Source organism: Dyella sp. SG609, assembly GCF_012275375.1.
Taxonomy (GTDB): Bacteria; Pseudomonadota; Gammaproteobacteria; order Xanthomonadales; family Rhodanobacteraceae; genus Dyella_D; species Dyella_D marensis.
In genome coordinates, this window is the sequence record NZ_JAAZQJ010000013.1 from 63,669 (window position 1) to 89,915 (window position 26,247).

The 26,247-nt window shown below is 67.2% G+C and carries 22 protein-coding genes; 6 read left to right on the top strand and 16 right to left on the bottom strand.

Annotated elements, in window-relative coordinates; genetic code table 11:
* Nucleotides 1-5 precede the first annotated feature (5 nt).
* The 4 genes from FHW85_RS19220 to FHW85_RS19235 all read right to left on the bottom strand — a co-directional run bounded on the left by FHW85_RS19220 (nt 6) and on the right by FHW85_RS19235 (nt 7,638).
* Complete coding sequence (locus FHW85_RS19220) at nt 6-896, bottom strand: EamA family transporter (RefSeq protein WP_168649343.1); 891 nt, start codon at nt 894-896, stop codon at nt 6-8.
* 294 nt (nt 897-1,190) lie between these two features.
* Entirely contained in the window at nt 1,191-3,629 is a 2,439-nt protein-coding gene (locus FHW85_RS19225; protein ID WP_168649344.1) for a TonB-dependent receptor, read from the bottom strand.
* Between the two features lie 268 nt (nt 3,630-3,897).
* Nucleotides 3,898-6,336 (bottom strand): glycoside hydrolase family 3 N-terminal domain-containing protein, encoded by a 2,439-nt coding sequence (locus tag FHW85_RS19230; RefSeq protein WP_343203717.1) that lies wholly within the window; start codon nt 6,334-6,336, stop codon nt 3,898-3,900.
* A 291-nt stretch (nt 6,337-6,627) separates the two neighbouring features.
* Nucleotides 6,628-7,638 (bottom strand): LacI family DNA-binding transcriptional regulator, encoded by a 1,011-nt coding sequence (locus FHW85_RS19235; RefSeq protein WP_168649346.1) that lies wholly within the window; start codon nt 7,636-7,638, stop codon nt 6,628-6,630.
* Nucleotides 7,639-7,769: 131 nt separating this feature from the next.
* Here FHW85_RS19235 and FHW85_RS19240 point away from each other — a divergent pair, with 131 nt between their 5' ends.
* Nucleotides 7,770-8,633 carry a LysR family transcriptional regulator gene (locus tag FHW85_RS19240; protein ID WP_167253028.1) on the top strand — a complete coding sequence of 288 codons (864 nt, stop codon included), beginning with the start codon at nt 7,770-7,772 and terminating at the stop codon, nt 8,631-8,633.
* Between the two features lie 72 nt (nt 8,634-8,705).
* Here the strand turns inward: FHW85_RS19240 and FHW85_RS19245 are convergent, their stop codons facing one another.
* The gene (locus tag FHW85_RS19245) at nt 8,706-9,269 is read right to left on the bottom strand and encodes a lipocalin-like domain-containing protein (protein WP_168649347.1); all 564 of its coding nucleotides are present in this window, start codon (nt 9,267-9,269) and stop codon (nt 8,706-8,708) included.
* A gap of 296 nt (nt 9,270-9,565) precedes the next feature.
* Between FHW85_RS19245 and FHW85_RS19250 the strand changes: the two genes are divergently transcribed.
* Nucleotides 9,566-10,459, top strand: a complete 894-nt coding sequence (locus tag FHW85_RS19250; RefSeq protein ID WP_246866819.1) for a LysM domain-containing protein — start codon at nt 9,566-9,568, stop codon at nt 10,457-10,459.
* Between the two features lie 39 nt (nt 10,460-10,498).
* Here FHW85_RS19250 and FHW85_RS19255 read toward each other — a convergent pair whose 3' ends face one another.
* From FHW85_RS19255 to FHW85_RS19275, 5 genes are all read right to left on the bottom strand, one after another.
* On the bottom strand, nt 10,499-12,187 hold the full coding sequence (locus FHW85_RS19255) for a protein kinase (RefSeq protein WP_168649348.1): 1,689 nt from the start codon (nt 12,185-12,187) through the stop codon (nt 10,499-10,501).
* Complete coding sequence (locus FHW85_RS19260) at nt 12,184-12,711, bottom strand: FHA domain-containing protein (protein ID WP_168649349.1); 528 nt, start codon at nt 12,709-12,711, stop codon at nt 12,184-12,186. Before FHW85_RS19260 ends, FHW85_RS19255 begins: the two co-directional genes overlap by 4 nt.
* A gap of 612 nt (nt 12,712-13,323) precedes the next feature.
* Nucleotides 13,324-14,706, bottom strand: coding sequence for an XVIPCD domain-containing protein (locus FHW85_RS19265; RefSeq protein WP_168649350.1), 1,383 nt, complete (start codon nt 14,704-14,706; stop codon nt 13,324-13,326).
* Between the two features lie 36 nt (nt 14,707-14,742).
* Complete coding sequence (locus FHW85_RS19270; RefSeq protein WP_167253023.1) at nt 14,743-15,486, bottom strand: hypothetical protein; 744 nt, start codon at nt 15,484-15,486, stop codon at nt 14,743-14,745.
* A 149-nt stretch (nt 15,487-15,635) separates the two neighbouring features.
* Entirely contained in the window at nt 15,636-16,484 is an 849-nt protein-coding gene (locus tag FHW85_RS19275; RefSeq protein ID WP_167253022.1) for an AraC family transcriptional regulator, read from the bottom strand.
* 137 nt (nt 16,485-16,621) lie between these two features.
* On the opposite strand from FHW85_RS19275, the gene FHW85_RS19280 reads away from it, so the two are divergent.
* Entirely contained in the window at nt 16,622-17,590 is a 969-nt protein-coding gene (locus FHW85_RS19280) for an alpha/beta fold hydrolase (protein ID WP_168649351.1), read from the top strand.
* Nucleotides 17,591-17,633: 43 nt separating this feature from the next.
* On the opposite strand, the gene FHW85_RS19285 is transcribed toward FHW85_RS19280, so the two are convergent.
* Entirely contained in the window at nt 17,634-18,575 is a 942-nt protein-coding gene (locus FHW85_RS19285) for a hypothetical protein (protein ID WP_167253020.1), read from the bottom strand.
* The gene (locus tag FHW85_RS19290) at nt 18,568-18,822 is read right to left on the bottom strand and encodes a hypothetical protein (protein ID WP_167253019.1); all 255 of its coding nucleotides are present in this window, start codon (nt 18,820-18,822) and stop codon (nt 18,568-18,570) included. Before FHW85_RS19290 ends, FHW85_RS19285 begins: the two co-directional genes overlap by 8 nt.
* Nucleotides 18,823-19,310: 488 nt before the next feature.
* Here FHW85_RS19290 and FHW85_RS19295 point away from each other — a divergent pair, with 488 nt between their 5' ends.
* Complete coding sequence (locus tag FHW85_RS19295) at nt 19,311-19,670, top strand: YciI family protein (RefSeq protein WP_167253018.1); 360 nt, start codon at nt 19,311-19,313, stop codon at nt 19,668-19,670.
* A gap of 55 nt (nt 19,671-19,725) precedes the next feature.
* On the opposite strand, the gene FHW85_RS19300 is transcribed toward FHW85_RS19295, so the two are convergent.
* A complete protein-coding gene (locus FHW85_RS19300) occupies nt 19,726-21,144 on the bottom strand; it encodes an N-acetylmuramoyl-L-alanine amidase (protein WP_168649352.1) in 1,419 nt (472 codons plus the stop codon).
* A gap of 347 nt (nt 21,145-21,491) precedes the next feature.
* Between FHW85_RS19300 and FHW85_RS19305 the strand changes: the two genes are divergently transcribed.
* Both FHW85_RS19305 and FHW85_RS19310 read left to right on the top strand, forming a co-directional pair.
* A complete protein-coding gene (locus FHW85_RS19305) occupies nt 21,492-22,097 on the top strand; it encodes a hypothetical protein (protein ID WP_168649353.1) in 606 nt (201 codons plus the stop codon).
* Between the two features lie 84 nt (nt 22,098-22,181).
* Complete coding sequence (locus FHW85_RS19310) at nt 22,182-22,415, top strand: hypothetical protein (RefSeq protein ID WP_167253015.1); 234 nt, start codon at nt 22,182-22,184, stop codon at nt 22,413-22,415.
* A gap of 83 nt (nt 22,416-22,498) precedes the next feature.
* Here FHW85_RS19310 and FHW85_RS19315 read toward each other — a convergent pair whose 3' ends face one another.
* The 3 genes from FHW85_RS19315 to xylF are packed head-to-tail and all read right to left on the bottom strand — an operon-like array spanning nt 22,499 to nt 26,240.
* Nucleotides 22,499-23,641 (bottom strand): sugar ABC transporter permease, encoded by a 1,143-nt coding sequence (locus tag FHW85_RS19315; RefSeq protein ID WP_168649354.1) that lies wholly within the window; start codon nt 23,639-23,641, stop codon nt 22,499-22,501.
* 20 nt (nt 23,642-23,661) lie between these two features.
* Nucleotides 23,662-25,209 carry a D-xylose ABC transporter ATP-binding protein gene (gene xylG / locus FHW85_RS19320; protein WP_168649355.1) on the bottom strand — a complete coding sequence of 516 codons (1,548 nt, stop codon included), beginning with the start codon at nt 25,207-25,209 and terminating at the stop codon, nt 23,662-23,664.
* A 5-nt stretch (nt 25,210-25,214) separates the two neighbouring features.
* Nucleotides 25,215-26,240 (bottom strand): D-xylose ABC transporter substrate-binding protein, encoded by a 1,026-nt coding sequence (gene xylF, locus FHW85_RS19325; RefSeq protein ID WP_168649356.1) that lies wholly within the window; start codon nt 26,238-26,240, stop codon nt 25,215-25,217.
* Nucleotides 26,241-26,247: the final 7 nt, after the last annotated feature.

Here is a 26,247-nt window from a genome sequence, read left to right on the forward strand (position 1 = left end):
CCGCTTCAATTCACGGCCGTGCCCGGCTCGACGGCGGTCGGCCGGCGCACGCTCAAGGCGGTGCCGGCCGAAGCGATGATGATGGCGCCGATGGCCAGCCACTGCAGCGTGGTCAGGCGCTCGCCCAGCAGGGTGACGCCGGCCATCGCGGCGACGGCGGGTTCCAGGCTCAGCAAGGTGCTGAAGGTGCGCGCGGGCAGGCGCGTCATCGAGATCATTTCCAGCGAGTACGGCAGCGCGGAACTGAGGAAGGCCACGCCCAGCGCGTACGGCAGCAGCGAAGGCGACAGCAGTGCGGTGCCGGCGTGCGCCACGCCGAAGGGGATCGCCAGCAGGGCGCCGATCGAGGTGCCGAGCGTGACCGCATCGGCGCCATACGCCGCGCCGGTGCGCTGGCCCAGCACGATGTACAGCACCCAGCCCACGCCCGCCGCCAGCGCATACATCACGCCCACCGGATCGAGCGCATGCACCTGGCCTTGCAGGGGCAGCAGCAGGAGCAGGCCGCCGATCACCAGCGCGATCCACACGAAGTCGATCAGGCGGCGCGAGCCGATCATCGCGAGCGTCAGCGGGCCGGTGAATTCCAGCGCCACCGCGATGCCCAGCGGGATCGTGCGCAGCGACAGGTAGAACACCAGGTTCATCGCACCCATCGCCAGGCCGTAGCCCCACAGCACGCGCCAGTCCTTGCCGCTGTGGACGCGGCGCCACGGCCGGCGCCACAGCAGCAGGATCAGTGCGCTGAGCCCGAGCCGATACGCCGTGGCGCCCTGCGCGCCGACCTGGGGGAACAGGTGCTTGGCCAGGGAAGCGCCGCACTGGTACGACACCATGGCGATCAGCAGGACCCCGATCGCGAGCGCGACCTGGGCGTGGGTGTTGCGGGGCGGCATGTGGGGGCCATCACGGGGTGAGGTCCGTACATCATGCCAGCAGGCATGGTCGAAGCGGTCGCAGCGAAGCCGGACTGCTGACATCCCGTGGCAGCAGCGCAGGTTGGGGTGAGCGCAGCGAACCCCAACGGTGCGGCCACGCGGGAGGCCTGTTGGGGTTCGCCTTCGGCTCACCCCAACCTACGCGTCAGGCGGCGGCGTGTCCGCTTTCGCCCTGAAGAAAGGGCCGGGTCGCGCGGACCCGGCCAAGGGGAGTACGCCGGCGCCATCGCTGCGCCGGCGGATGGAACCCGGTCAGAACCACACGCCCAACTGCACCCCGAACGTCCGCGGCGGCAGATACTGCGACACGTACTGGAAGCTCCCGTCCGGCATCGCAAACCGCCCCGCACTGGTCCGCACGCGGCCGTCGGTGACGTTCTGCACGAAGGCCGCCGCCCACCAGCGATCCTGCGGCTCGGTATAGCGCAGCGCCAGGTCGCCGCGGAAATAAGCCTTCTGCTTATCCCCTGCCCCCAGGTTGAACGTGCTCAGCCACTGGTCGCTCTGGTACTGGCCGCTGAAACGCGGCGTCAGGCGGCCGCCATTGCCCAGATGAAAATCGTGCTCGTAGATCGCGGTGAGCGCGACATTCGGCGCATGCGGCAGATCGTTGCCGGAGATATTCATGCAGGCCGAAATACCCGACTGCGGCGCGCACGCCGGCAGCCCCTGGTAATCGTTGCTGCCCGCATAGAGCAAGGTGCCCAGCTCCTTCTTCGGGATCAGCGACAGCACCAGGTTGGCGCGGTCGTCCTTGTCCTGATACGCCAGCTCCGACTCCAGGCCCGCCACCTTGGTGCTGCCCTTGACGTTGTTGAAGCCCAGGCCGCGGTTGCCGTCCGGATAGGTGATCGGCGCGGACAGCTGGAAGTCCTTGAAGTCCTCGTAGTACGCCGCGGTGTTCCAGGTGAGCTTGCCGTCGAGGAAGACGAACTTGGTGCCGATCTCGTAGTTGGTCAGCGTCTCCGGCTTGTACAGCGTGCCGGCGTCCTGCGTGCCGCCGGACTTGTAGCCGGTGGAAACGCTGGCATACAGCAGGCCGTGTTCGCTGATGTCGGTGTCGATGCGCGCCAGCCAGGTCACGCGGTCGTCGCTGTACTTGGCGTCGTTGCGCGTGGAGATATTGAAACCGGTCGCGGGGCTCGGATACGTGCTCGGCGCGATCGGCACCTGCGGCACCGTGGGGTCGTACGCCCAGCCCCAGCCGCGGCCGCCGATGTTCTTCTTCTCATCGTCCGACCAGCGCAGGCCGCCGGTCAGGCGCCAGTGGTCGGACAGATGCCAGGTGGCCTGGCCGAACAGCGCGGTGGATTTCACCGTCTCCTTGGGCTGGATGAAGGAGCCCTGCCACGCCACCGACTCCGACACCATCGTGCCGTTCATGATCGGGATGTCGAAGCGGATGTTGTTGTCTTCGTAGCCGTAATAGGCGCCGACGATCCAGTCCACGGTCTGCTCGCCCACCGACTTCAGGTCGAACTCGTGGCTGTAGCTCTTGTAGTTCGACGAGTTGGTGCGGTCGTTCTGCGAGGAAGCGCCGGTGGCGAAGCTGGTCGGCACCTGCACGCCGGAATCCTGGTCGAACTGGCTCTTGCCGGAGAAATGGTTGTAGCCGGCCACATAGCTCAGCTGCATATTGCTGCCGATGTTCCAGTCCATGCGGCTGCGCAAGGTGCCGGAGTTGCGGTGCAGATCGGGCGCGGTGTCGATCAGCGCGGACCAGAACTTCTGCCCCTGCCGCGGCTGCTGCATCAGGCCCATGTTGAGCGTGCCGCGATCGATGAAGTACTCGTACGAGAGGTTCCACTTGAACGCCTCGCTCGGCTGCCACAAGGCGCTGACGCGCGCGGCCGATTGGTCCTGCGCGCTGTACTTGTCGCCGCCCTGCACGAACAGGCTGGGGTCGATCGGGCGGAACTTGGCGGGGTTGCCGCCGGCGGCGAGATACGTCGCCTGCTGCTGCGCCACGCTGGGCAGCTGGCTGGACGGATTCTGGTAATCGACGTAACCGTCGTGCTGGGCGTGCACCACCGCCACGCGCATGGCGAAAGTGCTGCTGATCGGCAGGTTCACCGCGGCGCGCGCGCCCATCATGTTGTAGTTGCCCGCTTCGACCTGCGCATTGCCGTAGAAGCCGGCATTGATGTCGGGCTTGGCGGTCTGGAAGCTGATCGCACCGGCGGTGGAGTTGCGGCCCCACAGCGTGCCCTGCGGGCCGCGCAGCACTTCCACGCCATCCATGTCCAGCAGCAGGCCGGCGGCGGCTTCGGCGCGCGGCGAGTACACGCCGTCGACGAAGGTGGCCACTTCCGGATCGGCGTATTCGGTCTTGGCGCTGTCGTTGCCGATGCCGCGCATGGTCAGCGTCACCACGCCGTGGTCGCCCTGCGCAGTGGCCTGCAGGCCGGGTACCAGGCGGGTCAGGTCCTGCACCGTCATCACGCGCTCCTTGTCGAGCGTGTCGGGCGTGATGGCGCTGACGGCGACGGGCGTCTTCTGCAGCGGGGTTTCGCGCTTGGTGGCGCTGACCTCGATGGCGTCGAGCTGCTTGACCTTCTTGTCCGGCGCGGTGCCGCCCTGTGCAGGTGTGTTCTGTGCAGGCGCGGCCTGCGGACCGTCCGCCGCGAACGCCGCCGGCGTGGCGAGCGCCAGGGCCAAGGCGACGTGCAAAGCTGAGTAGCGCAACTTCATGTAAGTCTCCCCTACTTCTTGGCGATGGGCGCCGCCGTCTCCCCGACGGCGGCGTGATGCTTGGATGTCAAAATGACAGCGCTGTCATTCGGGGATGATAGACCGCCTTTCCCGCGGAAGCTTGACGCGTGGCAGCACGCGTGAACTCCGCATCAAACCCTTGCTGTGACGGGCTTTGCGAGGGTCCGCCAGCGAACGTGGCGGCCCTCATGGTGCATAGCGGGAAGAGGCTTGCGGCAGCGCCGTGCCGGGCTGCCCGGTTCGGCGCTTATCTGGCGCAGTCGACGACCTGGTCGGCGTCGGTACCCAGCGCGACGCGCGCCAGCGCCACCGACGATCCGGCGCCCGCGCCCCACACGAACGGCTGGTCGATGCGGTGCATGTCGGCGCCCGCGGCGCGGAAGCATTTGAGCGGCACGCCGATGCGCGTCCACGTGCCGGTGGGCAGGGCCGCCAGCGTCGGACCCAGCGCCACGCGCCCCTTGCAGCCGGCACCGCAGCCCATGCCGATCCATGCGTCCTTGCCCGGCAGCGCATCCACGCGCACGGTCGCCACCAGCAGCACGTCGCCATTGGTCTGGCGATCCAGATCGAACGGTGCGCGCGACTGGATGGTCAACTCCGCGCCGCTCTTCTTCCACTCGAAGCGGCGCGCGTCTTCCTGCGCCTTGTAGTCGAGCGCGCTCATGCGCAGGCTGCTGTCGCCGGTGGCCGACTGCGAGGTGCTGACCACCGAGGCAACGCCGTCGGCGCCGAGCAGGCGGAACGTATAGCCGCGCACCGACTTGCCGCGATCAAGGTAATTGCCCACCGGAATCTGCTCACCGCTGATGCCCGAGGCTTCCGACAGGTCGGTAACGTTGGCATGGTCGGCATAGCGCAGGCCGTAGCCGAACGGAAAGCGCGATTCGCCCTGCCCGTGCACGCCGCTGCCCGGCCATGCGTAAGCGAGCTTGCCGTGGAAGTCGTTGGCGATCTTGCCGTCGCGCTTGCGCAGCAGCACGTCGGCGACGCCACCGCCTTCGCTGCCCGGCAGCCATGCCGCGACGAAGGCATCGGAGGCGTTGATCTCGCGATTCACCCACAGCGGACGGCCGCTGAGGAACACCGCCACCACGGGAATGCCGTCGCCATGCAGGCGGCGCAGCAGTTCCAGATCGTGTTCGTCGCCGGGGCGATACAGCAGGTTCGGCAGGTCGCCCTGGAATTCCGCATAAGGGTCTTCGCCGAACACCACCACGGCGACGTCCGGCTTGCTCGCGTAGCGGCCGTCGGCGGCGATCTCGGCCTGGCCACCCGCTGCCTTCACCTGCTCGGCGATGCCGGCGCCGATCGATTGCGCGCCGGGGAAGTCCTTATTGCTCAGCCCCGTGCCTTGCCAGGTGAGCGTCCAGCCGCCGCTCTGGCGCGAGATGTTGTCCGCCGCATCGCCGGCCACCAGGATGCGCTTGCGCGGATCCAGCGGCAGCAGGCCGTTGTTGTTCTTGAGCAGCACCAGCGACTCGCGCACGGCGCGGCGCGCCAGCGCGCGATGCGCGGGGCTGCCGATCACCTCGGCGGATTTCGCGGCCAGCGGCTGCGCGGAGGGCAGGCCGGCTTCGAACAGGCCGGCGCGGAACTTCACGCGCAGGATGCGCGCCACCGCGTCGTCCAGGCGCGCGGCGGAGATCGCACCGGATTTCGCCTCGGCCAGCGTGTGCTCGTACAGGCCGCGCCAGCTGTCCGGCGCCATCAGCATGTCCACGCCCGCATCGATCGAAGCGGGGCAGTCGACGTTGCTGCAGCCCGGCACCTGGCCATGGCCGTTCCAGTCGCCGACCACGAAGCCCTGGAAATCCATGCGGCCCTTGAGCACGCCGGTGAGCAGCGCCTTGTTGCCGTGCATCTTCTGGCCGTTCCAGCTGGAGAACGAGGCCATCACCGTCTGCACGCCGGCATCGATCGCCGGCGGATAACCGGCGGCGTGCACTTCGCGCAGTTCGGCTTCGCTGACCTGCGCGTCGCCCTGGTCCTTGCCGTCCTTGGTGCCGCCGTCGGCGAGGAAGTGCTTGGCCGAAGCGACGACGTGCGAGGCGTCGAGGAAATGCGGCGTGCCGGCCTTGCCCTGCAAGCCTTCGATCATCGCGGCCGCGTACTGCGCCACCACTTTCGGGTCCTGCGCATAGCCTTCGTAGGCGCGGCCCCAGCGCAGGTCCTGCGGCACGGCGAGGGTGGGCGCGAAGGTCCAGTTGATGCCGGTGGCGCGCACTTCGGCCGCGGTCGCCGCGCCGATGTCGCGGATCAGCTGCGGATCGCGCGTGGCGCCCAGCGCGGAGTTCTGCGGAAACAGCGTGGCGCCCACGGTGTTGTTGTGGCCGTGCACGGCGTCGATGCCGATCAGCAGCGGGATGGCCTGGCGGCCGTCGCTGGTATCCATCGCGGCGCGGTAGAACGCATCGGCCAGCGCCTTCCACTGTGCCGCGGTGGCGGTGGTCTTTCCTTCCGGCTTGGAATTGCCGCCGGCGAGGATGGAACCGAGGCGGTAGGTGCGCAGGTCGTCCGGCGTGATGGCGGAGATGTCGGCCTGGATCAGCTGGCCGACTTTTTCTTCCACGCTCATCTTCGCCATCAGCGCGGCGACGCGCTGTTCGAGCGCGGCATCGCGCGGCAGCGGCCAATGCGCCGCCGGCCATTGCTCGGGATGGACGGCCGTATCGGCGGCCGTCACGGCGCCGGGCGGCAGACAGGCGAGGGCGAGGGCCCAAGCGATCGGTGCAACACGCATACGACGAACGGACGCCAGCACGCCTTTCTCCCTTCCACGATAAGAACCATCGGCGCTCACCCCGGAGCTGCCCCCAGAGCCGCTGAGCCTGCCAGAAATGACAGCGCTGTCAATTAGCATTGCAGCACTTTAGGACCAGACCGTAGGTTGGGTGAGCCGCAGGCGAACCCCAACGGTGCGGCGCGTTTGGACGTTACGATGTTGGGGTTCGCCTGCGGCTCACCCCAACCTACGTCAGGGCTTGGCGGTGGATTCGCGTATTTGCAGGGAATAGGGCACCTGCAACAGCAAGCCCGGCCCGCGTCCGCGCAGCTTGTCCATCAGCTGCAAGGTGGCCAGCTTGCCCATCTCGCGGCTGGGCTGCCGCACGGTGGTCAGCGGCGGCCACAGCTGGGTCGCCAGCGGGGTGTCGTCGAAGCCGCACACCGAGAGATCCTTCGGCACCTTCAGGCCCCGCTCGTTCGCCGCCCACATCACGCCGGCCGCCATGTCGTCATTGGCCGCGAAGATGGCCGTCGGCCGTCTGGCCAGCTCGAACAGGCCGCGCGCGGCGATGACGCCGGAGCCGAAGGTGAATTCCCCTTGCACCACCAGCGCCGGATCGAACGGCAGGCCGGCCGCGGCCAGCGCGTCCTTGTAGCCCTGCAGGCGCCAGCGGCTGGCGCCGTGGTTGGCGATGCCCAGGATATGGCCGATGCGCTTGTGGCCCAGCTCGAGCAGATGTTGCACCACCGCCTTCGCCGCCTGCTGCTCGTCCATGCACACGCCGATGGCCACTTCGCGTTGCAGCGGCGAGATGCTGGCGCAGGGCACGCCGTGTTCCTGCAGGCGGCGCAGCAGGGGCGCGTGGTCGGTGAGCGGCGGCGTCATGATCACGCCGTCGATATGGTGGTCGGCCACCAGCGCGTCGATGCGGCGGATCGGATCGTGCCCGCGCAGGCGCAGCGGGCTGACCATCATGCTGTAGCGGTGCGCATCGCAGGCGTCGAGCACGCCGTCCTGGATCTCGGCCAGGTAGGTGGACGCGGGGTTCTCGTTGTTGTCGTACAGCATGGCGATCAGGAACGAACGGCTGCCGGCCAGGCCGCGCGCGGCGGGACTGGGCCGGTAGTTCATCTGCTCCATCGCGGCCAGCACTTTCTTGCGCGTGGATTCCTTGACCGACGGCTCCTCGTTCAGCACGCGGGACACCGTCTTGGGCGACACGCCCGTCGCGCGCGCTACGTCTTCCAGGCGGACCCGCATGCCATTCCCCACGTCGACTGCCGCCAGGGACTATGCCTGCCGCGCCGGACGCTTTACAAGAAGGCGCCCGGCGCGCACGGAACCGCCGCGCCGCCCCGCAGTCACACGGACCGTCCACCGGAAGCGCCTCGATGAAGTCCTCCACCAAAGCCCTCGACCTGGATGCCGTGAAGGCCTTCGTCTTCATCGCCGACCTGCAGAGTTTCACCCGCGCCGCGCAGACGCTGGCCACCACGCAGTCGGCGCTCAGCCTGAAGCTGCGGCGGCTGGAAGAGCAGCTGGGCCGGCGCCTGCTGGAACGCACGCCGCGCCAGGTGCGGCTGTCGGCGGAAGGCTCGCTGTTCCTGCAAGCGGCGCGCGAACTGGTGGGGGCGCATGAGCGTGCGGTGTCGTCGTTCCATGTCGAGCGGCGCCGCCTGACCGTGGGCATCAGCCAGCTGATCGTCGGCAGCGAACTGCCGGCCCTGCTGCGCCACATGAACGAGCACGACGCGCAGCTGCTGCTGGAGCTGCGCGTGGGCGGTTCGCGCGAACTGCTGCAGGCCTACGAGGAGGGCGCGCTGGACGCGATCCTGGTGATGCAGCCGGAAAGCCGCCGGCAGGAAGGCGAGGTGATCTACGCGGAGCAGTTCGCCTGGATCGCCGCCGCGCATTGGCGGCTGCGCCCGGGCGAACCGCTGCCGCTGTCGACGCAGGGCGAGTCGTGCAGCATCCGCGCGGCGGCGGTGCGCGCGCTGGACCAGGCCGGCATCGCCTGGACCGAAGTCTTCATCGGCAAGGGCGCGGCGGTGCTGGGCGCCGCCGCCGCGGCCGGACTTGCCGTGGCCGTGCTCGCCCGGCGCGCGGCGCCGGGCGGCACGGTCGACGTCGGGCCGGCGCTGTCGCTGCCGGAGCTGCCGCGGCAGGACGTGGTGCTGTACACGGGGCTCAACGACCCGCGCTCGCGGCAGGCGCTGCGGACCCTGGCCGAGGCGTTCAAGCACTTGGCGGCGTAGGTTGGGGTGAGCGCAGCGAACCCCAACGCTGCGGCCACGTTGGGGTTCGCTGCGCTCACCCCAACCTACCCGTCAGTCGAGCTTCCGCCAGACGACTTCGCCGTGCGCACCCTCGGACGAACCGCTCGACGGCTTGGCCACGATATAGGTCAGCTGATTGCCGTCGCGGCTGAAGCCGGTGCTGCCGCCGCGACCGTTCCAGTTCGGGAAGGTGGCCTGCGCGATATGCGAGGTCAGCTGGTCGCCCTGCACGCCGACGGTGCCGTAGTGCGCATTGATGTCCAGCGAGGCGGCGCGGTATTCCTCCGGCGTGCCCTTGGCCTTGTCGCCCGCGGCGAACGGCGTGCGCGTGGCGCGCGCGATCACCATGGCGTAATGGCCGTGCGCGTCGATCATCCACTGGCCCTGCGGATCGTGCCCGTACAGCTCGACGCGGCGGCCGTCCGGATAGACGTTGTCGCAGCGGACCAGGGTCCAGGTGCCGACCAGCCAGGCCGGCACCGGCATGGCGGCCATGTCCATGGCGGGCTTGGCGGTGGCGCTGTCCGGCGGCGCGGCAACGGCGGCCTGGGCGAAGGAAGCGGACAGCGCCACGAGCAGGGCGGCCGAAAGCATGCGGGTGCGATGGCGAAGCATGGGGATCCTCGATGCGTGGGGAAGCCAGTGCAGGCTAGGCCCGCGCCGCGGCGTCGAACAGCCGGCCGGGGCGTATTTCAGCGATGGCGAATCGGCATGACTGGCCTGATCGTTCCGGGCCACGCAGGCATGGCCCTCTCGCGCGCCGGCCGTGTCGGCGCTAATGTCGCTTCGCTCTTCCCCGCGCCAATGCGGGAAGAACGCGGCAGGGCAGGCGATCCCGGAAGATCGCCGCCTCGGGGCGGCGCCGGACTAGGCGGCGCCGGACGATACAGGGGAAGACGGTGGTGGTTTCGTTGCATTGCAGGCGCCTGGCGCTGGTCGTGTCCGTGCTGGCGCTGGCCGGCTGCGCGCAGGTCAAGGTGGTCCGTTCGGAAGTGGACAAGGCCCTGGGCAACGCGCCCGCGGCGAAAACGGCGCCGGCGGCGAATGCCGATATGCGCGACGCGGACCTGATGCCGCCGGCCACCGTGGTCAACACCTATCTGCAATACGGCCGCTACGCCGACGGCGAACGCCGCCTGCGCCAGTACCTGGCGCGCTATCCCGGCGACCGCGCCGCGCAGGGCCTGCTGCGCCAGCTCACCGCCGATCCGCGCGAGGCGCTGGGCGCGGCTTCGCGCAACTACGTGGTGCAGCCGGGCGATTCGTACAGCACGCTGGCCTCGCGCTTCCTGGGCGACGCCAGCCGCTTCCTGATCCTGGCCCGCTACAACGGCTCGGACGACCCCTCCGCGCTGCACGTGGGCGACACCGTGCGCCTGCCGACCGCGCCGTCGCGCGCGCCGGCCGCGGACACCCTGGTGGTGCGCGCCACGGCGGACGACCTGCTGGCGGCGCCCACGGCGCCCGCGGGCAATCCCGCGCCGGCTGCCACGCCCGCGGACGCCCAGCGCCTGCAGGCCGAAAGCACCGTGCTGCTGCGCCAGGGCCGCAAGACCGACGCGCTGGCGCGGCTGGACCAGGCGCTGAAGCTCGATCCCCATCTGAAGCCGGCCGGCGACCAGCTGCTGCGCGACCAGTTGCTGTCCACCTACCACGAGCGCGCGGTGCTGCTGTACCGCGACCAGAAGCTGGACCAGGCGATCGCGCTGTGGGACCACGTGCTGGATATCGACCCCGGCTACGAGCGGGCGGTGATCTATCGCGCCCGCGCGGTGGAATTGAAGCAGCGCCTGAAGCAGCTCTGAGGCGGGCCAGCTCCGAGACGGGCCAGTTCTGAGACGGCCTCAGCCCAGCGCCTGGCGGTCCTCGTCGTCGGCCTGCAGCACCAGGGTGGGCTGCGCGGCCGCATCGGCGGCGGCACCTGGAGCGGAGGGCGTCTCGCCCGGCTGGCGTGCCTGCAGCGAGCTGTTCATCAGGTTGAAGGTGGCGAACAGCCGGCCCAGTTCGTCGCGCCGCACCAGGCGGATGCGATAGCCGTACTCGCCGCGCGCCACGCGCAGCATGGCCTCGCCCAGCATGCCCAGCAGCGCCAGCGGGCGGCGGAACAGCGCATAGGCCGCGCCGACCATCGCCGCCAGGGTCACCACCAGCACCGCCGCGATCACCCAGAAAGTGGTGCGCTGCGCGGCCGCCAGCGGCGCGGTGCTCACGCCCAGGCGCAGCATGCCGACGCCCTTGTCCTGGTAGCGGATCGGCACGTCGAACAGCAGCATCGCCGCTTCGCCCGCACTGCCCATGCGGCCCCGGTAGCTGGTGACGCCGTCGTCCAGCACGCGGCGCGACAGGGGGGCGGGCGCCAGCGCGCCGCCAAGTTCCGCCGGCGCCGTGCTGGCTACCACGTTGCCGTCGCGGTTGGCGATGGCCAGGTAGTGGATCTGCTGGTTGCGCGCCACGTCCTGCACCAGGGCGCGGGTGGCCGCGTCGTCGTGCAGCAGCAGGTTTTCCGCCGCCTCGCCGGCGACCACGCGGCCGAGCGAGCCGCCGAAATCCGTGGCCAGCCCGTTCACCGCGGTGTTCTGCTTGGCGTAGATGGCGGCCAGGCCGGCCAGCAGCACCACGCACAGGATCGCGGCCAGCGCGCCGATCCAGCGCGTGCGCAGCGAGATGATGCGCGAGGCCAGCGGCGATTCGTGCGCGCGCTCGTACTCCTTGCGCGCCAGGCGCAGGTCGTCGATCACCTCGGCGCCGCGCTGGTAGCGCGTGGACGGGGCAGGCGAGAGCAGGGTGTTGACGACGCCGATCAGCATGGCCGGCGTGGCCGGGTCGATCGGATCGATGACCGGGCGCGGCAGGCGCTGGCGTTCGCGCAGCAGGCGCGGCAGGTCGGGCATGTCCGGCCAGGGCAGCTTGCCGGTGATCAGCCAGTACAGCACCACGCCCAGCGAGAACAGGTCGCTGCGCGCATCGGCCGCTTCGCCGCGCAGGCGCTCCGGCGCCATGTAGGCGGGCGTGCCGCCGACGATGCGGCCGTCGCCTGCTCCCTCGGCACGGCGCTCCGCGATGCCGAAGTCGCTGAGCTTGGCGTAGTGCCAGTCGTCGACCAGCATGATGTTTTCAGGCTTCACGTCGTGGTGCAGCACGCCCTGGCCGTGCGCGTAGTCCAGCGCCGCGGCCATCTGCGTGGCCAGCTCGATCACCACCGACAGCGGCGGCAGGCCTTCGCGCGCCACGCGGCTGGCCAGGGACTCGCCGGTGAGCCGCTCCATCGCGATATAGGCGCGGCCGTCCTCGGTGCGCCCGGTGTCGAAGATGGTGACGATATTGGGGTGGACCAGCTGGCCGGCGGCGCGCGCCTCGGCCAGCAGGCGTTCTTCCAGGCCGCGCGCGGCGGCGCGGCGGTGCAGGCATTTGATCGCCACGGGGCGGTCGATGCCGGGGTCGAAGCCGGCATACACCATGGCCATGGCGCCGGCGCCGAGCACGCCGTCGATGCGGTAGCGGCCGATCATCCGCGGTGCGGCGACGGCGTTCATGCGCGGGTGGTCAGCCACCAGGTGAGCGCCACGGCGCCGGCCAGCGCCACCGCCACGGCGGCGATCAGCCAGCCGGTAACGGCGCGCATGCGCCCGCCCGGTTCGCGGGTGAGGAACACGAACTCCGCCTGGCCGAAGCGCACGCGATCGCCGTGGCGCAGCGGCGCCTCGTGCACGCGCTGGCCGTTGACGAAGGTGCCGTTGGTGGACAGCGTGTTCATGACCACGTAGTGGCCTTGCTGGTTCATGATCCAGGCGTGGGTGGACGACACGCTGAGGTCGTCGATCACCACGTCGTTATGGCCGCCGCGGCCCACTGTCTGGCGCCCCGCGTGCAGGGCGAAGCGGCGGCCTTCGAAGCCTTCGGAAGCCCCTTCCAGCACCGGCGACTGCGCGCTGGCGCGGCCGTCGGTGTCCGGTTCGGCCTGGGCGGCCAGGCGCTTGAGCTCCTCGGCCGAAAACAGCCGCGTGCCTTGCGGGCCGGCGGAACGGCGGGGCGGAGGAGTGGCTCGATGGGTTTCCATGGCGCGTTTCGCTGCGGATCAGCCCGACACTGTAGCCAACATATGTCGGCCATGGCGACCAAAGCTTGACGGGGCGCACATGGGGACGCTTCGACGGGGATGGTTCTTGGGCTTGTCGCGAGATTCGATGACGCGCTCCGCCCAGCCCCTCACCCCGGCCCTCTCCCCGGAGGGGAGAGGGGGATGACGGGCGGGGCAAAAATCGAGCGATGAGCTCGCGGCATAGCCGCGGCGTTCCGCTTGTGCGCTTTTGCGCTTGATCTTCAGGGTCCCCTTGGCGCCGGCGGTGAGGGCTGGACGATCAGGCCCCGCAGGGGGCGAGGACAGGAGTCCTCGCCTTTTTGATCAGGGCATGGATGCCCTGTCAAAAAGCCCGGCCAGCCCTCACGGACCCTCAGCAGCTACGCTGCTGAGGGCGCCAAGCAGGGTGCCCTTTCTTCTTGGTTACTTCTTCTTTGGGCACGCAAAGAAGAAGTAACTCGCCCCGCGGCAGCGGGGCGAAACACTCGCCAAAGGCGAGACCCACAAAACGTCACCACGACAACCGAGCCATACAGTGACTGGATTCCGGCCTACGCCAGGATGCCGACGATGAGGCGCCGCTTTGGAGCCTCAGCGAGATGGCGAGCCAAGCTGCTGAGACTGTTGCTGTTGCTGCTGCTGGTTCCTGGCCTGCTCCTGTCCCGGCGCGCTGTGCAACTGCGCGCTGGAAGCGCTGCTCTGCGCCAGCGGCGTGTTGATCGCCTGGCCCACGTTCACCTCGGCGTGCTGCTTGAACGGCGAGCGCAGGTCGCCCTGCACGGCCCAGGCGCGCGAGCCGTCGTCATTCAGCACCACGTGGTTGATCTGCTTCAGGCCCTGGCGCTGCGCCTCGACGGCCAGCGAGCCGGCGAAGTTCTCGCGCTGCGCGCTGGAGGCGCCGCCGCCCAGCTTCTGCACGCCGTCCAGCGCCTGGTTGTAGAGCGCGTGCTGCGGGTGCCCGGGCTGGTTGAGCAGCGGCTTGGCTGCTTGCTCCTGCGCATGCAGCCTGGTCTGCGTCTGCAGCTGCTTCTGGGTGAGCGGGCCGGCTTCGCCGTCGCGCTGGAGGTGATGGTCGTGCTGGAACGCTTCCAAGGCACCCTTGGTGCCGGGGCCGAACTGCCCGTCCACGCGCAGCGGCTTGCCGTCGGCGCCCTTGTAGCCCAGGTCGTGCAATTGCTTCTGCAGCGCGCTGACGTCCTGGCCCTTGTCGCCTTCCTTCAGCACCGCATGGCCGGCCGGGGCCGCGTGCCTGGGCGGCTGCGCCTCGGACTTGGCGGGCGGCACCGGAATGGGAGCGGCCGGCGCATTGGCCGACTTGGCCGGCACGCCCTTTTCCAGCTCCTGCGCGTACTTGGCGTACTTGTCCATCTGCTGGCCCATGCCCTTGTAGGCCTCGGCCACCGTCATGCTGCCGTCGCCGTACAGGCCCGGGTTGCGCTCGATCACCTTGTGCGAGAGCACGTGGTCCACGCGCTGGTTCGGGTCGGCCTTCAGCGCCTCCAGGAACTTGGTGCCGCCGCCCTGGCCGAGGTTGTGCAGCGCATAGACGTTGGCGTCCGCATCCGGGCCGCCCAGCTTGGCGCCGAGCTGCATGTTCTGCTTGGTGAATTCCGCCAGCATGCCGGCCTGCAGCTTGGAGTTGTTGCGCATCTCCGGCGAATTGATCTGGTCGGCGGTGAGCTTGTCGGCGTTGGGCACGCCGTACTTCTCGCCGTACTTGTGCACCATGCCGACCCAGGTGTCGTCCAGGAACTGGCCGTAGCCATAGGCCGAGGACATCGCCTTGGTGCCGTCGAACTGCGTCACCGTGTTCAGTTCCGCGTGCTTGGCGCCGGCGATGGGGCGCGCATGCGGGTTGTAGCCGGACTCGAAGCCGGCGATCTTGGCCATCAGGCCCGGCTCGATGCCGGCCTTGGCGGCGGCCTCGGCGAGGTCCTGCTTGTTCGCTTCCCAACGTTCGTCGATCTTGGACATGTTCGTTTCCTCCGTGAACAAGGGCGCCCGGGCGGATTACTTGCCCGCGGGCAGCTGGTACGCGTATTTCTTCGGGTCGAAATTCACCGTGATGTCCTCGACCTTGGCCTTCGCCCGGGTCTTGGTCACGGTCAGCGGGAACAGGCCCGGGCCGGCGCGCTCGGCGACCTTCAGCTCGTAGGTCACGTCCTGCGCGCTGGCCTTGGTCTGGGGGATGCGGCTGACGTCGACGAAGCCGCCCTGGCGCGGCATGACGATGCTGTAGTCCGCCACCACCTTGCCCTGGATGGCGCTGCCGCTGACGAACAGCCAGCCGTAGTCGCCCTGGTTGCTCAGCTTGACGAAGCCGGCCTTGTTGCAGCCGCAGTAGCCGTTGCTGCCGAATTCCATGGCGCTGTCCATGGCCACGAAGGTCCACTCGCCCTTGGCGTCGATGCTGACCTGGAACGCGCCCAGCAGGCCGGGATCGGTCTGGCCGTAGCTGTAGCGGTTGTCGTCGTGGATGTCGTACGCATTGGCGGCGTAGACGAACAGCTGCTTGCCCTTGGCCGTGTCGACCAGCTCGGGCTTGCCCGGCTGCATGCAATAGGTGAGGTCGTCGCCCTGCTCGGTGGTGTGGGTAAAGGTCCAGCAGGCGTGCTTGGCGTCGTACTGCTTGCCGTACTGGTCTTCCATGACCGCCTTGACGATGGCGTTGAGGTCCGGCGCGGGGGCGGCACAGGCAGTCTGGCCCAGCAGCAGCACGGACAGGGCGAGTCCTGCCCCGGTGATCTTGTACATCTGACGTCTCCTTCGCATCACGGTCGGCTTCCTGCGAAATCACAGTAGCGGCGGGACTTTAGCCGCTTTGTGCGGGAGCCGGGTGTAAATGCGGTTAACGGTAACGCGAGGATGTGAACCGCTTCATGCCACGGGCAAATTCGGATAATTCAACGCTTGCCAGGCACGATCTGCGAAGGGTTCACCCCCAGCACCCGCCGCACGCAGCGCGCCATGTGGCCCGCATGCGCAAAGCCTGCTTCGGCCGCGATCGCCGTGAGGCTCAGCCGGCCCTCCATCAAGCGCAGCCGCGCGCGCTCGACGCGCCGCTCCATCACGAAACGGTGCGCCGGCAACCCGGTGGCCTGGCGGAACAGCGGCTTGAAGTGGGACAGGCTGTAGCCGGCCACGGCGGCCAGTTCGGGCAGGGTGAGGTCTTCGTCGAGGCGGGCCTCGATGTATTCGACGACGCGGCGCAGGCGCCAGGCGGGCAGGGCGCGCGTCTGGGCCGGGGCTTCCCGGCGCGTCTGCAGCACCAGCAGGCGCGCGGCCAGCGCGGAGGCGAGGCTGTCGGCGAACAGCCGGCCGCCCGGATGCGCGTCGCGTTCCTCCGCCTGCATCATCCAGCCGATGCGTTCGACCTGGGGGTCGCGGATGTGGATGGAAGGCGCGAGGGCTGCGTCATAGGCGCCGGTGCCCATCGCCTCGGCCGTTTCCCGCAGCAATTGGGGTGACAAGCGCAGCAGCAGCGAGGTGGCCGGCGCGGCCAGCGTCCAGCGTGTGCTGGAACCGGCGGGGACGACGCAGAACTGGCCGTGCAGGCGGGTGCCTTCGCGTTCCACGCGGCCGGCGCGGTACGACACCGGCACCGGTACGCCCAGGTGCAGGCACAGCACGTGGCGATGATCGACCGGCGAGTCGAAACGGCCCGACGGCACCGGCGAAGTGAGCACATCCAGCAGCGGCAACGGCCCCGCGGCGGCGGCAGGGGCGGGATAGCAGTCGGGGCGGCCGGTCATGCCCGCCATCGTTCGACGATCCGGGCCGACCGGCATGTGCCGGAAATCATCCCTCCGTGCCCGGCGCCGGCCGTTCGTGCCGGTGCAGCTCCAGCGCAGGCGCCAGCATGGCGGCCGTCCCCGAACGGAGTCCGACCATGCAGCGCCGCCAGTTCCTGCAGTACAGCCTCGCCACCCTGGCCGCCGGCGCGATGGCCGGATGGATCGCTCCGGCGCAGGCCCGCGGCCTGCCGGGAGAAAGCCGCACCGATGCCGCGGCCTTCCGCGCCATGCGCCGCTACGCCGAACTGCCGTTCGGCCGGATCGCCTACGCCGACCGCGGCCGCGGCAAGGCCGCCCTGTTCCTGCACGGCGCCCCGCTCAACAGCTACCAGTGGGGCGGCGCGATCGACCGCCTCGCCGCGCACCGCCGCTGCATCGCACCGGATCTGATGGGCCTGGGTTATTCGGAAGTCCACGAAAACCAGGCGCTGGGCGCCGCGGATCAGGTGGCCATGCTCGCCGCGCTGCTGGACAAGCTCTCCATCCGCGGTGTCGACATCGTCGCCAGCGACTGCGGCACCGCCATCGCCCAGCTGTTCCTCGTCCGCTACCCCGAGCGCGTGCGCACCCTGCTGCTCACCAACGGCGACGTGGAAATCGACAGCCCGCCGGCGAAGGTGCAACCCGCCATCGACATGGCGCGCAAGGGCACGCTCGCCGACGCCACCGCTCAATGGCTGACCGACCGCAGCCTCGCCCGCGCCACCTTCGGCGCCAGCGTATTCCACGACCCGAGCCGCTTCGCGGACGCAACGATCGACTACTACGTGACGCCGCTGGTGAGCACGCCGCTGCGGCGAAAGCAGTACCACGCGTTTCACCTGGCGCTGGAGCCGAATCCGCTGGCGGGGATCGAGGCGAAGCTCCAGCGCAGCCAGGTGCCGGTGCGGATGGTGTGGGGGGCGAGCGACGATATTTTTGCGATGGGGGATGCGGAGTATCTGGATCGGGTGTTTCCGCGCTCGCGTGGGATACGGCGGGTGGCGGAGGGGAAGTTGTTCTTTCAGGAGGAGTATCCGGAGGTCATTGCGGCAGAAGCCATGCACCTCTGGGGTTTGGCCTGATAGCGCGAACTCCACCCAAGCAACGCGGGAAAGTCAGCAAAGCTCAATCGCTCCCGCTGCGATCATCGATCGCGATCAACGTGTGGTAACGACGAATCAACGAACCATTTGCGACCGTTCTTACCTGAAACTTGGCTCTTGTAGGCGTAAAGAGCAGCTTGTCGAGCTCATGCTGCATGCCGGCCTTTTCGAGCAGGCGCGCAGGCCCCGGGTCCATCCTTCCTGTCAATTTTTCACCCGCCACTGGGGCGAATTCGAATGACTTGCTGGTAAAGCCAACGATCTGACCTTCGATCCACCCCGTCTGCTCCTGGGCTATGCGCGTCAGATCGGCCCGGGATCGCGCCCTGCTTATTTCAGCGTGCGATACCTCCCGGTCTCGACTGCCTTCCACGATCCTGAAGGTCGCCCCGCCTTCATCCAGCACGGAAAAGAACTCTTTAAGACAAGCGACCACGCGATCATCGAACTGCTCGATCGTATCTGCCCATTCGTCTCCATCTCCTCCCAGCCTGGAGATGGCATCGGAGATCTGCTCTATGGCGACCGCCAGCTCAGTCTCAACCATCTGACTTTGCTCCGGTGCCTCCTCAAGTACAAAACCCACAGAACCTCGCGCCACGTCGGTAATCATCAGTCGCGCCTCGCCTTGCACCGGAACGGGACCCCGCGAGCCAAGATCGCCGGCTTCCATACGCGCGAACTGACGAGATACGAGCTTCTGGAAGCTATCCATGGCCTTGCTGGCGAATTCCGCATCCACGCCACGTGAACCGATTACCGGTCGGCCACCAAAAAAGACTGCAACTTTCGCCAGCTTATCCGTGGCCCCTGCCAGCTCCGCGAGCTCCTGCTCCAAGGCATCGATCTTCTTCTGGAACTGCAACATTCCAACCGGGTCGCCAGCTTTTTCCGCGCCGGCCAGCATGGTGCGGGCCGCGCCAAGATCGGCGCGCAAGCCTTGAAGCCTCAGCTGCTTAATCATGGCCAGCCTCCGCGGTTTCGACCGACAGATCTTTTCCCAAGTCGATCTGAAGCAAGCCTTTCCACAGGAATGTTTCTCGCTGATGCGAAAAGAGCCCTGACCAATACGCTGTTTGCATCACCAGCCAGTTCGGAGCCACGCCGAGCTCCACCATGTACGCATCACACTGGTATATGCGCTTGCTCTCCTCAGGATCGAAGAGGTCCTGGCGCTCGTTGATCAGAGCGATCCATGCATCGATGCCCATATCCCTTGGTCGCCAACAGAAAGTGACGACGTCAACGCCCTCCGGTGGACGCTGGCGGGTGAGCTCGGCCGCCTCTACAAAACTTGATCCACTGGAACCCCTCGACTAGCCCCACGGTGCGTAAAGCCGAACGATAGCGGAGCAGTCCTTCGAAGATCTTCCGCCTCTCATCGCTTGTCACGAATTGGCGGCTGATGATGGCGAGATCGGTCGCGTAAGGCGACCTGCCGTCCGTGCTGTGCGCTTCTCCCACAAAGGGCGGAAGGACGCCGGAATGATTGAAAGATGGGATCACCTGCTCCCCCTTGGCCTGCCCTGGCCCCTCTTGCCGTCACATTGCCCCGGCTCACCGGTGCCCGACAAGGCTTTGCGCTCAGATTCAGAGTCTTTCGCATGTCGATTCCTCCGCCCTTCGTTCGTCGCCTGGATGGAACGCACCCTCGACAGGTTGCGCCGCCACTATTCCAACTTACCCAGGAGAGAAATCCATGCGCTTCCTTACCCTCATCCGCATCAACGAAAACTCCGGCCAGGCCCCCGACGAGCGCCTGATGACCGAGATGGGCAAGCTGATCGAGGAAATGAAAGAAGCCGGCGTGCTGATCGACACCGCCGGGCTCGCGCCGACCAAGGACGGCAAGCGGCTGCGGCTGTCGAAAGGCCGCATCAAGTCCACGGACGGCCCGTTTACCGAGACCAAGGAAGTGATCGGCGGCTATTTCATGCTCAAGGCCGCAAGCACGGAAGAAGCCGCTGGCTGGATCGAGCGCTTTCTGCAGGCGCATGGCGACCAGTGGGAAGTGGAGTGCGAGGTGCGGCCGCTGGATCCGCATTTCTCCGATCTCTGAGCGTACGGCGGAACACGGGCACGGCGCAGATTCGCCGCGCCCGTCTTTCCTTGCCTTAATAATGGGAATATTTGCAATTCACCTCGCCCTCTACAGGGCTCGACGCGACTCCATCGCGATCAATCAACGTGAGCCGATACTTCCGCACGCCGGGAACGCCAGGACAACGCAAGCCGTAGTAGATCATCGGGGAAGGCTCGATGTCCCTGGAGTCCTGTTGGCTCATGCATTCCGCAGCCGACGGATTGCAGCCAATCTCCTCGAAATTGAAAATGACCGGAGGCCTGGGAGATCCCTTGTAGCTGAAGATCATCGTCGCGTTGCTATGGATGTACCCGCTCCCTTGGCCTACCTCCGTAACGACGAAAGGCTCGCACCCTTCGCCGTCCATATATAGTTGGACACCCTTGGTCAGTCCGCTCACCGCCGCCCTCTTGAAATTCTCGTCGAGTAACGCGGCGGCATCCTTCTCGTTGGAATGGAAGGCCAGTTCTACCAGGGCAGATGGCATAGCGGCCAGACGGTTCTCACCATAGTCACCGTCATTCCTGGACTCATCGTCTATTTGAAAATCTTTGTACTTGGGCTGGGCTCGGATGACCTCCTTCAGGCCGCACAGAAGGCTATCCGCCAATTTTTTGCTTTCCGGCGAATCTTTGTAGTGATAGGCCCGCGCACCTCTCACCTTGCCGGATGGTTCGGCATTTGTATGTAGATGCACTAGCGCGTCCGCCCCTATGTGGTTGGCGAACAACGGACGACTTCTGATGTCTTCCAGGCGCTCGCGGCCCTTCGTCTTGTCTTCCGGCAACGAATGCCATATCTCTGGGTTCTCTGGATACTCCCAGGCCAAGTAGTACCGGGCAGAAATATAGCTCCAGGGCTTCCTTGTCTCGGCGTGAGTAAGGTCCCAGTCAAGCCGCGTCAACCTTGGCGTAAGCATCCCGGGTCGCTGACTCATCTCTTCCTTGAGAAGCCGCGCATACTCCATGGTGATGACATCTTCCTGCACGCCATGCTGTTCAGTGCGCTGAAATACCCAGGAGTAGCTGTCCTTCTGCCCATAGAGCCTGTAATGACCATGCCCCGGCGACAACACCACCCGTGGCCAGCTACGCATCCTCGCCCTTTGCCTTGGCGGCGGAGGCCGCTCCTCCGGATGGTAGAAATACATGTCCTTGCCATCGAACAGAAAGCTGATTCCATGGTGGGTGACCTGGTCGGCCAGCTCCAGATCGAAAGTGTTGATCAGCAAGCTCTCCAGGTCTTCCATGTCCGGCGTGTTCGATAGCTTGCCAAGGCCTGGACCCAAGTCAATCAGCACCCTTCCTCCATCGTCGAATCGCACGTCCACACGGATCGGACCTGGCCGTTCATCGAACCATATGCGCTGATTGGCCACTTCATGGAGCCGGCGGGATAACCGCACCTCCATCTGCCGCTTCGCTTCCGTAGCCACCAGTTCGATCGGCATGCTCTTTCCTGAGCGTACGCCTGAATGCGGTGCGGACTGTGCGTGTGCCGAGGACGCCGCGATCAGCCAGATCAACATCAGAGCGCAACGGCGCGTGACATGTTCGAGAGCGGACTTGCGCAACCGCTGCATGGGCACTTCTCTGATGTGAGTTGCGGCCCATCGTAGAAATGCATCGTGCTCTCGACCATCAGAGGAATCTGCTTTAACGAAGAATCCGATTATTTACTGCACGGAAACGAGTTATCTCCTAAGACTCGTCTAAGGAGACACGTCTGGCGGCGCATCCAAGCTGCCTTTGAAGGACAATGCCAAGCGGGATATTCCACCATTCAAGGATGAAACCCATGAAGCGATTCGCCACACTCCTGCTGTCCGCTTTCATCTTCTCCACGCAGGCCAGCCCCATCGCCCAGCCCATCACCGCTGCACAGCTGCCCGCCGGCATCACCTTCAAAGGCAACTTCAAGCAAGCCCTCCGCTGGACCGACGCCGAAGGCGACAACCTCGTCGTGGTCAGCATGCACAGCGACGACAACAGCGAATACGGCTACAACGACGACCTCTACGCCGTGCGCTACACCCTCGCCGGCGGCAAGGCGCAGTTGCGCTGGAGTCTGCACGACTACGTGCACGACTGCGGCGTCGACCACCAGGCCACTTTTTTCCGCGGCGCGGCGCTGCAGGTCACCGACCTCGATGGCAACGGCACGGCGGAAGTGTGGATGGCGTATCGCCTGATGTGCCGCGGCGATATTTCTTCGGACACAATGAAGGTGATCGCCTACCAGGGTGCGCAGAAGTACGCGATGCGCGGCGAAACCAGGGATGCCGGCGGCCAGGGCGGCAGTTACGTTTTTGATACAGCCTTCCTGGAAGCGCCCAGGCCCTTGCGCGAATTCGCACGCAAGTTATGGGCCGCGCACGTGGCGGATGCGCCGGACGGCGAGTAAAGCGTCTCGGCCGTTTGGCTACTACAAAGCCCTGTTCGCGCTTGCTGTAATCGCCGGTCTCCACACCCGGCGGAGGACTGTGCGATGCGCTTGAAAGCACCGATGCGTTGCGTCGAAGGGAATTACCGGCCCTGGCCAGAGGATTTCGATCCGACCAAGATCGAATACGACGCGGCGGTGGCGCACGCGCTGCTCGAAGCGATGGATCGCGGATGGGATTCCGGACTCAGCATCGATGCGCGGATGATCATCGAGGCTTATCGCAAGGCCTTGATCAACCGGGCGAATGACTTGATGTGGAAGTGGGGATATCCGTAGCGCGGCCAAGAAAACAAACGGTTGGTTTTCCTCTCGCTCCTGCCTTCCGTGGAAAGGGGGCAGCGCGGAAAACCGGCCGGCCTTCAGTCGCGCTGCGGGCGGGACAGCACGTCCACCCATACGGCGAGCACCAGGATGGCGCCCTTCACGATGTACTGCCAATACGTTTCCGCATCCATCATCGACATGCCGTTGTCGAGGCTGGCCATCACCAGCGCGCCGATCAGCGCGCCATGCACGGTACCGGCGCCGCCGCGCATCGAGGCGCCGCCGATAAAACAGGCCGCGATCGCGTCGAGCTCGCCATTGGTGCCCGCCGACGGCGAGCCTGCCGCCAGCCGCGCGGTATTGACGATGCCGGCGAACGCGCACATCACGCCCATGACGCCGAACACCACCAGCTTCACCCGCGCCACGTTCACGCCGGACAGCCGCGTGGCTTCCAGGTTGCCGCCCACCGCATAGATATGCCGGCCCAGCACGGTCTGCGCGCCGAGGTAGGAGAACAGCGCCAGCAGCGCCACCAGGATCAGCACCGGCAGCGGAATGCCGCCGTAGCTGTTGAGGGTGGCCACGAACACCGCCAGCGCGATGCCGATCGCCAGCACTTTCAGCACGTCCGCCCACCACGGCAGCTGGCGGATCTGCAGCTGCGCGCGGCGGCGCCGGCGCAGCAGCGCAAGCACCGCCACCACCGCGAAGATCGCCACGCCCAGCACGCTGGACAGCAGCGGCGACACATAGCCCTGGCCGAGATAGACCAGGTCGGCCGGCACCGGCGCGATGGTCGCGCTATGCGTCGTGCCCAGCAGCACGCCGCGGAAGGCCAGCATGCCGCCCAGGCCGACGATGAACGAGGGCACGCGCAGATGCGTCACCCAGAAGCCGTTGAACAGGCCGATCAGCAGGCCCAGCAGCAGCACCGCCACGATCGCCGCCGGCGTGGACCAGCCCTGGTTGACCGTCAGCACCGCCACCACGCCGCCGAGCAATCCCAGCAACGAACCCACTGAAAGGTCGATTTCGCCGGCGATGATCACGAACACCATGCCGCAGGCGAGCATGCCGGTGATCGCCATCTGCCGGAACAGGTTGGACACATTGCGCGCGGTGATGAAGTCGCCGCCGGTGGCCACGTGGAAGAAGATCCAGATCGCCGCCACCGCCAGCAGCAGGGCCAGGATCTTGTAGCGCGCGAACAGTTGCTGGATGGACTGGGCTTGCATGCGGATTCCGTGTCTTTGAGTCAGGCCGCGCGCGCGGACGCATCGGGGTCGATCGCCGCGGCCAGCACCTGTTCCTGGGTCAGGCCCTGGTTGGGGAAGTCGCCGCGCAGGCGGCCTTCGCCCATTACCAGCACGCGGTCGGCCATGCCGAGCACTTCCGGCATTTCCGAGGAAACCAGGAGGATGGCCACGCCCTGCGCGGCCAGTTCGAAAATCAGCCGGTAGATCTCGGCCTTGGCGCCCACGTCCACGCCGCGCGTGGGTTCGTCCAGGATCAGCACTTTCGGCCGCGCCAGCAGCATCTTGGCCAGCACGGCCTTCTGCTGGTTGCCGCCGGAAAGCCGTGCGATGGGCAGGGCCGGGCTGGCGGTCTTGACGCGGCGTTGCGCGATCTGCGCTTCGACCGTATGCAGTTCGCGCTGGCGGTCGATATGGCCGGCGTGCGCGTAGTGCTCCAGCGTGGCCAGCGTGATGTTGTCGCCTACGCCCAGCAGCGGCACGATGCCGTGGCGCTTGCGGTCCTCCGGCACCATGCCCAGACCGGCGCGGATGGCATCGGCCGGCGAGCGGATCTTCAGCGGGCGGCCTTCGAGAAACAGCTCGACCGAGCTCTTGCCCGCGTACGCGCCGAAGATGGCGCTCACGAGCTCCGTGCGGCCCGCGCCGACCAGGCCGGCGATGCCGAGAATCTCGCCGCGGCGCAGCTGGATCGACACGTCGTCCACGCGCTTGCGCTGCGGATTGACCGGGTCCAGGCAGGTGGCGTGGCGCGCTTCGAAAATTACTTCGCCGATGGCGTGCTCCACGCGCGGATACAGATTCTCCAGCTTGCGGCCCACCATCAGCGCGATCAGCGTGTCGACGCTGAGCTCGTGCATCGGCTGCGTGGCAATGTGGCGGCCGTCGCGGATCACGCAGACGGTGTCGCACACGCGTTCCACCTCGTCGAGCTTGTGCGAGATATAGATGCAGGCCACGCCGCGGCGCTTGAGGTCCTCGACGATGCGCAGCAGCACCTCGGTCTCGCTGGAGGTCAGCGACGAGGTGGGCTCGTCCAGGATCAGCAGCTTGGCCTGCTTGGCCAGCGCCTTGGCGATCTCGAACAGCTGCTGGTGGCCGCCGCCGTAGTGCATGGCCGGCAGCGCCACGTTGACGTCGTGCAGGCCCAGCTCCCGCAAAAGCGCATCGGCCCTGGCATACATGGCGTCGTAGTCCATGCGGCCGCCGGGACGGGTGAGCTCGTGGCCGAGGAAGATGTTCTCGGCCACCGACAGCTGCGGCACCAGCATCAGCTCCTGGTGGATGATCACGATGCCGGCGCGCTCGCTGTCGCGCACCGAACGCGCGCGCAGCGGCTGGCCCTGCCACCGGATCTCGCCGTCCCAGCTGCCGTGCGGATAGACGCCGGACAGCACCTTCATCAGGGTGGACTTGCCGGCGCCGTTCTCGCCGCACAGCCCCAGGCATTCGCCCGCGCGCAAGGCCAGATCGATGCCGTCCAGCGCCTTGACCCCGCCGAAGGACTTGGCGATGCCGCGCATCTCGAACAGGCAGGACTCCGCGGCCATCGCGCTTACTTCGCGCCGTAGATCTGGTCGTGGGTGTAGAAGCCGTCCTTGATCACGGTGTCGTCCACCTTGTCGCGGGTCAGCAGGATCGGCTGCAGCAGCACGGCGTCCACGTCCTTCTTGCCGTTGTTGATCTTGCTGGTGTACGCGGGCTGCTCGCCCTTGGCCAGCTTCATCGCCAGCTCCGCCGCGGTGCCGGCGATGCTCTTCAGCGGCTTGTAGACGGTCATCGTCTGGGTGCCGTCGATCACGCGGCGCACGGCGGCGAGGTCCGCATCCTGGCCGGACACGGCGACCTTGCCGGCCAGCTGCTGCGCGGCCAGCGCCTGGATCGCGCCGCCGGCGATGGAATCGGCGGAGGCGACGATGCCCTGGATGTCGTTGTGGTTGGCGGTAAGCGCGTCTTCGATGATGCGCAACGCCTTGGACGCATCCCACTCCGGCGTCCACTGCTGGCCGACGACCTTGACATCGCCGCGGTCGATGGCCGGCTGCAGCACCTTCAGCTGGCCCTCGCGCAGGATCTTGGAGTTGTTGTCGGTCGGCGAGCCGCCGAGCAGGAAATAGTTGCCTTTGGGCACCGCGTCGAGCACGCCCTGCGCCTGCAGTTCGCCGACTTTCTCGTTGTCGAAGGAGACGTAGGCGTCGACGTCGGCGCCGAGGATCAGGCGGTCGTAAGCGATCACCTTGATGCCGTTGCGCTTGGCGTCGGCGATCACGTTGTCCAGCACCTTGGAGTTCATCGGCACGATCACCAGCACGTCCACGCCGCGCGAGATCAGGTTCTCCAGCTGCTGCACCTGGCGCTGCTCGTTGCCGTCGGCGGACTGCACGTAGACCTTGGCGCCGAGCTTCTCGGCCGCGGCCACGAAGTAGTCGCGGTCGCGCGTCCAGCGCTCCAGGCGCAGGTCGTCGATGGAAAAGCCGATCTTCGGCTGGTCCGAAGCCTTGCCGCTGCAGGCGGTGAGCACGGCGGCGGCCAGGGCGACCGAGACCAGGGCCAGCATGGCCCGCACGAACAGACGCTTCATGGAATTC

Bases quoted from the DNA above. Each gene is read 5' to 3' on its own strand.
- FHW85_RS19220 (WP_168649343.1), bottom strand. From the start codon at position 896: ATGCCGCCCCGCAACACCCACGCCCAGGTCGCGCTCGCGATCGGGGTC.
- FHW85_RS19225 (WP_168649344.1), bottom strand. From the start codon at position 3,629: ATGAAGTTGCGCTACTCAGCTTTGCACGTCGCCTTGGCCCTGGCGCTC.
- FHW85_RS19235 (WP_168649346.1), bottom strand. From the start codon at position 7,638: ATGCGGGTCCGCCTGGAAGACGTAGCGCGCGCGACGGGCGTGTCGCCC.
- FHW85_RS19240 (WP_167253028.1), top strand. From the start codon at position 7,770: ATGAAGTCCTCCACCAAAGCCCTCGACCTGGATGCCGTGAAGGCCTTC.
- FHW85_RS19245 (WP_168649347.1), bottom strand. From the start codon at position 9,269: ATGCTTCGCCATCGCACCCGCATGCTTTCGGCCGCCCTGCTCGTGGCG.
- FHW85_RS19255 (WP_168649348.1), bottom strand. From the start codon at position 12,187: ATGAACGCCGTCGCCGCACCGCGGATGATCGGCCGCTACCGCATCGAC.
- FHW85_RS19260 (WP_168649349.1), bottom strand. From the start codon at position 12,711: ATGGAAACCCATCGAGCCACTCCTCCGCCCCGCCGTTCCGCCGGCCCG.
- FHW85_RS19265 (WP_168649350.1), bottom strand. From the start codon at position 14,706: ATGTCCAAGATCGACGAACGTTGGGAAGCGAACAAGCAGGACCTCGCC.
- FHW85_RS19270 (WP_167253023.1), bottom strand. From the start codon at position 15,486: ATGTACAAGATCACCGGGGCAGGACTCGCCCTGTCCGTGCTGCTGCTG.
- FHW85_RS19275 (WP_167253022.1), bottom strand. From the start codon at position 16,484: ATGACCGGCCGCCCCGACTGCTATCCCGCCCCTGCCGCCGCCGCGGGG.
- FHW85_RS19280 (WP_168649351.1), top strand. From the start codon at position 16,622: ATGCAGCGCCGCCAGTTCCTGCAGTACAGCCTCGCCACCCTGGCCGCC.
- FHW85_RS19285 (WP_167253020.1), bottom strand. From the start codon at position 18,575: ATGATTAAGCAGCTGAGGCTTCAAGGCTTGCGCGCCGATCTTGGCGCG.
- FHW85_RS19290 (WP_167253019.1), bottom strand. From the start codon at position 18,822: ATGGGCATCGATGCATGGATCGCTCTGATCAACGAGCGCCAGGACCTC.
- FHW85_RS19295 (WP_167253018.1), top strand. From the start codon at position 19,311: ATGCGCTTCCTTACCCTCATCCGCATCAACGAAAACTCCGGCCAGGCC.
- FHW85_RS19300 (WP_168649352.1), bottom strand. From the start codon at position 21,144: ATGCCGATCGAACTGGTGGCTACGGAAGCGAAGCGGCAGATGGAGGTG.
- FHW85_RS19305 (WP_168649353.1), top strand. From the start codon at position 21,492: ATGAAGCGATTCGCCACACTCCTGCTGTCCGCTTTCATCTTCTCCACG.
- FHW85_RS19310 (WP_167253015.1), top strand. From the start codon at position 22,182: ATGCGCTTGAAAGCACCGATGCGTTGCGTCGAAGGGAATTACCGGCCC.
- FHW85_RS19315 (WP_168649354.1), bottom strand. From the start codon at position 23,641: ATGCAAGCCCAGTCCATCCAGCAACTGTTCGCGCGCTACAAGATCCTG.
- xylG (WP_168649355.1), bottom strand. From the start codon at position 25,209: ATGGCCGCGGAGTCCTGCCTGTTCGAGATGCGCGGCATCGCCAAGTCC.
- xylF (WP_168649356.1), bottom strand. From the start codon at position 26,240: ATGAAGCGTCTGTTCGTGCGGGCCATGCTGGCCCTGGTCTCGGTCGCC.